Below are 7,844 nucleotides of genomic sequence, written 5' to 3' on the forward strand. Positions count from 1 at the left end.
GCGTGACGATTACGGGGTCACGCGCTCGGCCTGAGCGGTGGCGGACGCGGTGACGGTCAGGGTTCGTACGCCGATGAGCTGCAGGATCTGCGCCCGCTGATGGTGGGTGACGCGTACCGTCACCTTGTCTCCGTGCGCCGTCGCCGTACCGCTGTCGCCCGTGGAGGCGACATACGCCCGCGCCATAGCGGTGGCCTTCTCACCCATCAGCCGAACGTCGTCCGCATGGCGCAGGCGCCCGATGTCCAACTGCTGCGCGCCGGTGCGGGCGGCCTCCTGAGCCGTGTCCAGGGCACGGGCCTTGCTGGCCAGCGCCAGCCCGCCGTCCACGACGATCCCGGCGAACAGCCACAGGGCCAGCACGGTGCCGACGACGAACGCGGTGATCTGTCCGCGGTCGTCGCCTCCCGCAGTACGGCCCCAAGCAGATCTCAGGCGAGTCAGCGGGCTCATGGTGCGCTCCGAAAACGGTCAACGGGCGAGTGGGCGGTGTCAGCCACCTTCACGCTCCCGGGCATGGGGATGATCGTGAGGTCTCGAAGATCAGCGGTGCAGGTCACGGTGGCTGATGTGCTGGCGCCCGGTGTCAGGCTGCCGGTGTCGACCGTGACCTGGGGGCGCACACAGGCGCTGCGCGCCGCCTGCAGCGTCTCGCGTGCCGCCCGCCGAGCGTCGGAACGGGCACGGGTTTCCGTGCGGGCCAGGGAAGCGGCGCGAGCAGCCTGGTGGGCCGCGTCCGCCACCACAAGCCTCGCGTCCGAGAGGCGCCCGAGCGCGACAACGGTCAGCAACACCATGATGAGCAGTGGAGTAACCAGTACCAGCTCGACCGCCGCCGACCCGCGATCCGAGGCCCACCGCTCTGGGCGGCTTGTCATGGTGTCGCTCCCTGCGGGGTGGTGAGTCGTTCGACGGCACCGGAGGCCACGCCAGTGGCGTGCAGGTCGAGACCGGGGACCACCGGCATCACGGCTCCCCGCACCGTCACGGTCGCCTGTGCCGCCGTACGGCGTACGGTCACGGACGGGGAGGCGAGGACGCGGCCGCCGAGCTGGGCAAGGCTGGTCCGGGCCTGAGCCTGCCCGTCGGCAGCCGTCGCGTTCTTCACGCGGGCGGCGGCCAGGGCACGTTCAGCGGTGTACTGCGCGATGTGCTGGGCGTGCCAGGCAAGCGCGAACTGCACGATCAGCAACATCATCAGCAGCACCGCCGGAACGACCAACACCAGCTGGGTGGTCGCCGCGCCGCGGTCATCACGAAGCCCGCTCGAGACATACGGCATGGCCTATCCGAGGTCGATGCCGTTGGCCCGGGCAGCGACCTTGGCGACGATGACGCCGACGACCGTCAGGCCGAGGAGCGCGAGCAGTGCCGTGACCACGACCGTCTCCGTCGTGTAACCCGCGTCGCTGCGGGCGGCGTGCCCTACGCGTGCGAGATGCGTGCGCGCGGCGGCGATCAGGTGGTCCAAGCGCGTGCGGAACATACGGATCGTTCTCCGATCGGTGTCGTGTGAGAGGTGAGCTACATGAACCGAGGCGGACATCAGGTGGCCGTCAGCACATGGGCGAGGGCTGGGTAGCCGATCAGCAGCAGGAAGGCGGCGAAGAGCACGACCACCGGCAGGGACATCTGCTCGGTGGCGGCCTGGGCCGCTCCGTCGGCCTCGGAGATACGGCGGCGGCGCATCGCCCTGGCCTTCGCCGCGAGCGATCCGCGGACTTTGGCGCCTTCTGCGCCGGCCAGGTTGAGGGTGGCGGCAAGCTCCGTCAGGTCACTCACGGCCAACTGCCGCCCGAGGTCGCCGAGGTGCGTCCAGGGGCTGGTGCGGGTCAGCTGGGCGACGTGCAGAGCGTGGCGCAGTTTCCCGGCCGCCCACCCTGCCGGCGCGTGGACAGCATGGTTGAGGGCCTGCTGGACTCCGGCCCCACCGGCGAGCGCGATCACGGTGAGGTCCAGGACGAGGCTGAGGGTGTGCCGCATCTCGCGGCGCCGCTGGGCCGCGTCCCTGCGTACCGTGAGATCGGGGGCGAAGAACAGCACCACGGCGAGCGCCAGCGAGCCGCTCACCGGCACCCACCATCCCGAGTCCATCCCCGCACCGAGGCGAATCAGCGCCACCGCCAGCCACGGTGTCGCCAGTCCGGCCATCGCACAGGTCGCCTTGCCCGCAAGGTGTCTGTCGACGTCCTGCCCACACACGGCGAGGTCCGCGCGCAGGGAAGCGGTGGGGAAGCCGAGCGCCCGCACCAACGGAACGAATCGTCGGCTAAGTCGAGTCGCCCATTCCTCACCTTCGGCCTCCGGCACGGACACCGACGGGGGTGGTGGAGCGTTGAGCGCGGCCAGTACGTCGGCGAGGGCGGGCCGCGGCGGGCGGAGTCCGTAGACCAGGGCGGTCAGGGCCGCCCCGAACAAGGCTCCCAGCACCAGGACAGTGATCACCGTGTACCTCCCGACGCGACGCCTGCACCCACGGGACCGTGGGAAGTCGCAGGGCTCATCAGACGTACGGCTTCGTCGATACGGCCGATCGCAGTCAGCCAAGTGAAAGCGGTCGCGAACATCGCGCCCACCACGGCCAGGACCACCTGCCCGGCAAGCGTGTCGAAGGGATCCAGGTAGGACCGGTTGAAGACCAACAGCCCCACCGCCATCCCGAGCGTGACGGTCACCGTGACCCGGACGCCGGTACGGATGCTGGCCCGCCCGGCGTCGATGCGCTGACGCATCGCCACCTGCTCGCGCACCGATTCCGCCAACTCACCAAGCAGCGGACCAAGCTGACTCCCCTGCTGCTCAGCCGCCATCACGAGCGCGGCCACCACCACGTCCGCCAGCGGATCGTCCGCTTCCTCGGCGAAGGCCCGCAGCGCCGCAGGCAGCGGGCGTCCGGCACGCACCGACGCGGCAAGACTGCCGAGCTCCTGTTCCAGCGCGGTGGGGGCGATGTCCGCGGTGGCGAGGATCGCCTGCTCCAGGCCTGCGGCGGCGGACAGCGTGTCGCGGAGCATTTCCGTCCAGGTGGCCAGGGCTTCCATCCGCTCCGTACGCCGTGCGGCCTGCCCGTCCGGGCCAAGCAGCCCGGGCAGGGTGAGCAGCGCAGCCGTGGTGAGCACAGCCGCCACCGGCCATGCGGTCAGCGCCCCCGTCGCGATCCCGGTCACCACTGCAACGGTCACGCGTCGCTTGGTCCAGCTCCCGGGCAGGCGCTCCGTGAGGCGCCGCCCGATGCCGGCCCGTTCCTCGCCGTCCGGGCACCGCACAGCGCCGTAGACGATCGTGACGAGGCCGAGCCCGAAGATCGCCCCGAGCACCGCCACGACCGCCGTCAGCGAGCCGTTCATGAATGCCATACCCCTCACGCTCCCCAGCGAGGGAAGACGACCGCCTGCGAATCCAGGCCAGCCGCCATCAGGTCCTGGAGTGTCTCGGCGCGCACAGGGGCGGCGGGCTCGGCTCGCCCGTCCGGGCCTGGCCGGTAGACCTCGTTGGAGACGACTTGAGCCCCGTCCGCGTCGATGACCTCGCGCACGGAGCCGACCACCCGTTGGCCGTTGGCGTCCCAGCCGAGGTGGACGACGAAGTGCACGGCGGAGGCCACGAGCAGGTTCGTCGCCTCCAGCGACAGTCGCTCGGGGGCCTGGGCGGCGTACGAGGCGAGCTTGGTGAACACGCCTCGCGAGGTGGAGGCGTGAATGGTGGACAAAGAGCCGTCGTTGCCCTGGGACATGGCGTTGCACATCGGGATTACCTCGGCCCCGCGGATCTCCCCGACGATCACCCGGTCCGGAGACATACGCAGCCCCCAGCGCACGAGCTCAGCCTGGTCGATGCCGCCCTGGCCCTCGATGTTCGGCTCACGGGCCTGCATGGCCACGACGTTCGGATGTGCCTGCGTGTCCGCGTCCAGTCCCAGCTCGAAGGTGTCCTCGATGGTCACCAGCCGCTCGGTGGGCGGGATCTCGCTGGCGAACGCCCGGAGCACCGTGGTCTTGCCGACGTTGGTGCCGCCACCGATGACGATGTTCTTCCGGGCCCGCACCAGCGCCGCGAGGAACGCGCCCAACTGCGGGTCACACACCCCCAGCCGCACGAGCTCGGCCATCGACGTGGCAGGAAAGCGATGCCGCCGGATCGTCAACGACACCCGACCAGTCACCGCCATCACCGCGAACAGTCGAGAACCATCCGGCAGTTGAAGATTCAGACGCGGCATACCGCGGTCGAATCGCCGCTCCTCGCCATCCACGCTCGCCGCGAGCGTGCGGACCAATTCCACGAGTTCGGCATCCGAGGCAGCCACCGGTGGCCGACGATGCCACTGCCCGTGTGCGTCCTTGACCCACACCACGTCGCAGCCATTGACGCAGATGTTCTCCAGGCTTTCGTCAGCGAGGAGCCGCTCCAGTCCTCCTGTGCCGAACAGCGCGTCCTCCACCGCCTGAGTGATCCGCTGCTCGGCCCACGGGTCGAGTGCCTGGCCGCCTTCGCTCACGGTTCGACGCCACTGAGTGCCGAGTTCCTCGCCCAGCAGGCGCTTCACCGTCGCCCGCCGCGCCGTCTCGTCCTCCGGCGGAAGCCCGGCCGCCTCTCGCTCACCGGCGTACGCCGCAAGCCGGGCCACCACGCGCTGCCGGACCACATCCGCCAGCTCCCGCTCATGCCCTCCGATCTGGCCCGGCACCGCACCTGCGGACACACCTACTCCGCTCATACGCCGCTCCCCTCGCCCCGGGCCTCCACCAGCGCCGCCCGCATCTGCCTGACCACTCCGGCACGCTCAGGCACCCCCGCCGGCCCGTCGGCTCCGCTGATCTGCCGGGCGAGAAGATGCGCCGCCGCCATCAAGGGCCGCATGCGGAAGCCGGAAGTGCGCAGGGTGATCCGCCGATGGCTACGCATCGCGGCCACGGTCCTCACATCCCACGGCAGGAAGACCACGTCCTGAATGCCGAGCGCCTGAGTGATCTCCTCCGACGGGAACGGGCACGGCCCGACCACGACGAGAGCGATCTGCCGGGCCTCTTCGTCGACGTCCAGGAGGTGCGCGTAGACATGGGTCAGCGCCTCTGGACAGCCGCGCGTCACCAGCATCACGTGATCGACCGCGCTCAGCAGCCCTTCGCCGTCCGCGCCGATCCTCCCGACGTCCAGGAGAACCGCGCCCCGGTCGCCGGCCTCTCCCCTCAGGACTCGCCGCCCGCTCTCGGCAGCCAATACCCGTACAGCCTCGCCGCACGCACCCCGGCCAGCGGGTGCCACAACCGCCCGTACGCCGAAGGGCAGTTCGGCAACTGCCCCCAGCAGCGACCCGGGCTGGGGCTGCCGGGCCGCGGCGGCGACATCCAGCAGGCCGGGCGTGTGCGGTGCGCCGCACCGAGTGGCGAGATCACCGCCCCAAACGTTCGCTTCTACGACGACCGGCCGTACGCCACCGTCCGCTTCCTGCGGCCATGCAGCGGCCAATGCCAGCGCGGTCGTCGTCACCCCCGGGGCGCCCGCGAGCGAGCCCAACGCAATCAGCCGCCTCACGGTGCCTCACGCCCTACGGCCGGAAGCACAACGATGCGCGGGTGCTCGAACGCGGCGGCCCGGCGCACCGCCCCGGTCTCCACCAGCACCGTCACCACCCGCACACCGCTCGCGGACTCCGGAGCCTTCACACCGGTCACGGTCCCGACCACGGCAGCCGGAGCCTTCCCCTCTGCATCCTTCTCAGCAAAACCACCGTCGGAGGACGGGCCCGGGAGCACAGCAACGCGTTCCCCGCGTGCAAGCTCCGGCGGAGCACCACCCGTCTCGACCGCGAGCGACACCTGCGACCACCCGGAAGGCGGAAAGTCCGCCCGCTCTCCGATCTGCCCCATCGCCAGCAGTGACCCAGCCACCAAAGGCACCCTGGCCTGCCGTCCCAGCACCCGCGCCCGGTCGGCCGCCGACACCACCCCTGCCTCGGCTGCCACCTCCACGGAGCGCAGATCACCAGCGGTCAGCACATGCCCGGCAGGTACGTCTCGGGCGAGCACCAGTACGTCCGTACGGCCGCCCAGCTCCGTCGCGATCAGGGTGAAGCCGACAGCTGACACCAGCACGGCACCGATCCCACCCCACAGCCAGCCCGGTCTGCGCCTCACACCGCTGGCGACGGCCGACGGCCGTTGCTCCGGTCCCGCCTTGCGCGCACCCGGCAAACCGATCCCTTTTGCGGGCGGAGAAGACATGGATGTACCCACAAATCACCTCGCAGAAAAGAAAATCCGACTGGTCCGCGCCCGCCCTGTCTCGACGAGCCGACTCCCAACCAACGCCGTCACCGCACGACGACGGCGTGCACCTCATCCACCACAAGCTGGCGCTGCGCGCCTATCACCAGTCCGGGCACCACTCCGGACTGTCCACCACCGCGCCATTCCACATCCCATGTCACCCGCACAGACACGGTGAACGTCTTGTCGGGCTCGGCCAGTGAGGCTCTTCGGTACGTATGACCACAGTCCGGGGACTCCGTGTCCGGCCGGTGCTTCGCGGAGTACGGCGTCCCCGGCCCCGTGCACGAGACCGTCGACCCATCCCCCATCGACCACACCGCCAGACGCGGCCGCGCTGTCGCGGTCACCTGCACTCCGGGGACCTTCACCGTCTCCGTAACCGGCCCCCAGCTGTTCTTCTCCACCCACATCCACGTCGGCACGTGTACGACCTGAACGAAGTTCTCATCGGGGCTCGTGCGAATGACCGGGTCTGGCAGTTCCATTCGCTCGACGGCTTGTCGAGCCACCTCCGCCACGGAAATCTGCTGCCCGTCCGCGTCACCGCGTCCCTTCTTGCCCTGCTCTCCTTCGAACCGCGGCAGAATGCCCATCCCGTTCCCGAGGCCGTACTCCCATCCGTCCGACACCACCGTCGGCGGTCCGGCAGGCCCACCACCCCCACGCCCACTTCCACGGACGCCACCACCACTCCGAGGTGCGGGAGCTGCCCCGCTGAAGCGCCGCGATGGACTGGCACGAGAAGCCTTGAGATCGCATCCCTTGCCCACGCACCTCACCGCAGCGCCGCTGCCGAATACGTCATCCGCTGACGCCTTCGGTGAGGTGGACAGGCCAGTCCCTGCGACAGCGAGGAGGAGCGCGATCGGGGGAACTACGCCGCTGCGGATCACTCGACGCACGTCCCCACCTCGCCGATGTACAGCGACTCGACCATCCACAGGTCACCGTGCTTGCCGACCGTCGCGTCGACGCGGTGATGCCCACCGGGCACGTCATCCTCGAGCGAGCCGTCCCTGGTGTACTGAAGCCACTTCGAGCCGTCGGCGCAGTCCTGGATGACGACCGTGGAAGCCCCGACCTTCGTGACCACGGGCGCGAACTTCGGCTGCCCCCTGCTCACGACGCCGTCCTCCTCGCTCTCCCGCATCATGTGCCGGAGTAGTTGCAGCGCCCCGCCCTGCGCGTGATCATCCAGCTGCGGATGCTCAGGATCCGAAGTCCGAGACGCGACCACCACGTCATCCCACATCGCACGGTAGGCCGCTACCGCCTTACTTCCAGAACGCGGAGCAGCCTCGGCCGCGGATCGGCTCGAAGCGGGTGTCGCCGAAGGCGACGGAGCACCATCGGCTGACGTGCACGCAGTAGCTGTCAGGAGGAACACCAGCGCAGCCAGCGGCATCAGGCCACCGTGTCCGTTCTTCACCACAACCCCCATCACTCAACGTAAATATATAGCAACTCTTGGTAGCTGAATGCGACTGGAATTACCCCGCCGGGCGGGGATCAATCGCAATCGGAGCGATCAATTCCAGCCTGTTTCAGTCCCGTTGCAGAGCCTGGACCACA

The 7,844-nt window shown here is 69.7% G+C and carries 11 protein-coding genes; all 11 read right to left on the reverse strand.

The features are described 5' to 3' along the window. Positions 1 to 9: 9 nt before the first annotated feature. Entirely contained in the window at positions 10 to 453 is a 444-nt protein-coding gene (locus AQJ91_RS21825; RefSeq protein ID WP_067024272.1) for a pilus assembly protein TadG-related protein, read from the reverse strand. Further along, on the reverse strand, positions 450 to 878 hold the full coding sequence (locus AQJ91_RS21830; RefSeq protein WP_067024274.1) for a TadE family protein: 429 nt from the start codon (positions 876 to 878) through the stop codon (positions 450 to 452). The genes AQJ91_RS21825 and AQJ91_RS21830 overlap by 4 nt, the downstream gene beginning before the upstream one ends. Then, positions 875 to 1,282 carry a TadE/TadG family type IV pilus assembly protein gene (locus tag AQJ91_RS21835; protein WP_067024277.1) on the reverse strand — a complete coding sequence of 136 codons (408 nt, stop codon included), beginning with the start codon at positions 1,280 to 1,282 and terminating at the stop codon, positions 875 to 877. The genes AQJ91_RS21830 and AQJ91_RS21835 overlap by 4 nt, the downstream gene beginning before the upstream one ends. 3 nt (positions 1,283 to 1,285) lie before the next feature. After that, positions 1,286 to 1,486 (reverse strand): hypothetical protein, encoded by a 201-nt coding sequence (locus AQJ91_RS21840; protein ID WP_067024281.1) that lies wholly within the window; start codon positions 1,484 to 1,486, stop codon positions 1,286 to 1,288. A gap of 59 nt (positions 1,487 to 1,545) precedes the next feature. Next, entirely contained in the window at positions 1,546 to 2,442 is an 897-nt protein-coding gene (locus tag AQJ91_RS21845) for a type II secretion system F family protein (RefSeq protein WP_199847993.1), read from the reverse strand. Continuing rightward, positions 2,442 to 3,323: a type II secretion system F family protein gene (locus tag AQJ91_RS21850; RefSeq protein ID WP_324618017.1), complete on the reverse strand. Its 882-nt coding sequence runs from the start codon at positions 3,321 to 3,323 to the stop codon at positions 2,442 to 2,444. The genes AQJ91_RS21845 and AQJ91_RS21850 overlap by 1 nt, the downstream gene beginning before the upstream one ends. 38 nt (positions 3,324 to 3,361) lie before the next feature. Continuing rightward, positions 3,362 to 4,717 (reverse strand): TadA family conjugal transfer-associated ATPase, encoded by a 1,356-nt coding sequence (locus AQJ91_RS21855; protein ID WP_067024291.1) that lies wholly within the window; start codon positions 4,715 to 4,717, stop codon positions 3,362 to 3,364. Next, positions 4,714 to 5,535 carry a MinD/ParA family ATP-binding protein gene (locus AQJ91_RS21860; RefSeq protein ID WP_067024294.1) on the reverse strand — a complete coding sequence of 274 codons (822 nt, stop codon included), beginning with the start codon at positions 5,533 to 5,535 and terminating at the stop codon, positions 4,714 to 4,716. The genes AQJ91_RS21855 and AQJ91_RS21860 overlap by 4 nt, the downstream gene beginning before the upstream one ends. Continuing rightward, positions 5,532 to 6,095, reverse strand: a complete 564-nt coding sequence (locus AQJ91_RS21865) for an SAF domain-containing protein (RefSeq protein WP_234382730.1) — start codon at positions 6,093 to 6,095, stop codon at positions 5,532 to 5,534. Before AQJ91_RS21865 ends, AQJ91_RS21860 begins: the two co-directional genes overlap by 4 nt. Positions 6,096 to 6,313: 218 nt before the next feature. Beyond that, positions 6,314 to 6,865: a hypothetical protein gene (locus tag AQJ91_RS21870; protein WP_234382733.1), complete on the reverse strand. Its 552-nt coding sequence runs from the start codon at positions 6,863 to 6,865 to the stop codon at positions 6,314 to 6,316. 296 nt (positions 6,866 to 7,161) lie between these two features. Further along, positions 7,162 to 7,395 carry a hypothetical protein gene (locus tag AQJ91_RS53690; protein WP_159054620.1) on the reverse strand — a complete coding sequence of 78 codons (234 nt, stop codon included), beginning with the start codon at positions 7,393 to 7,395 and terminating at the stop codon, positions 7,162 to 7,164. Positions 7,396 to 7,844 lie beyond the last annotated feature (449 nt).

It is taken from the genome of Streptomyces dysideae (assembly GCF_001514305.1).
Classification (GTDB): Bacteria; Actinomycetota; Actinomycetes; order Streptomycetales; family Streptomycetaceae; genus Streptomyces; species Streptomyces dysideae.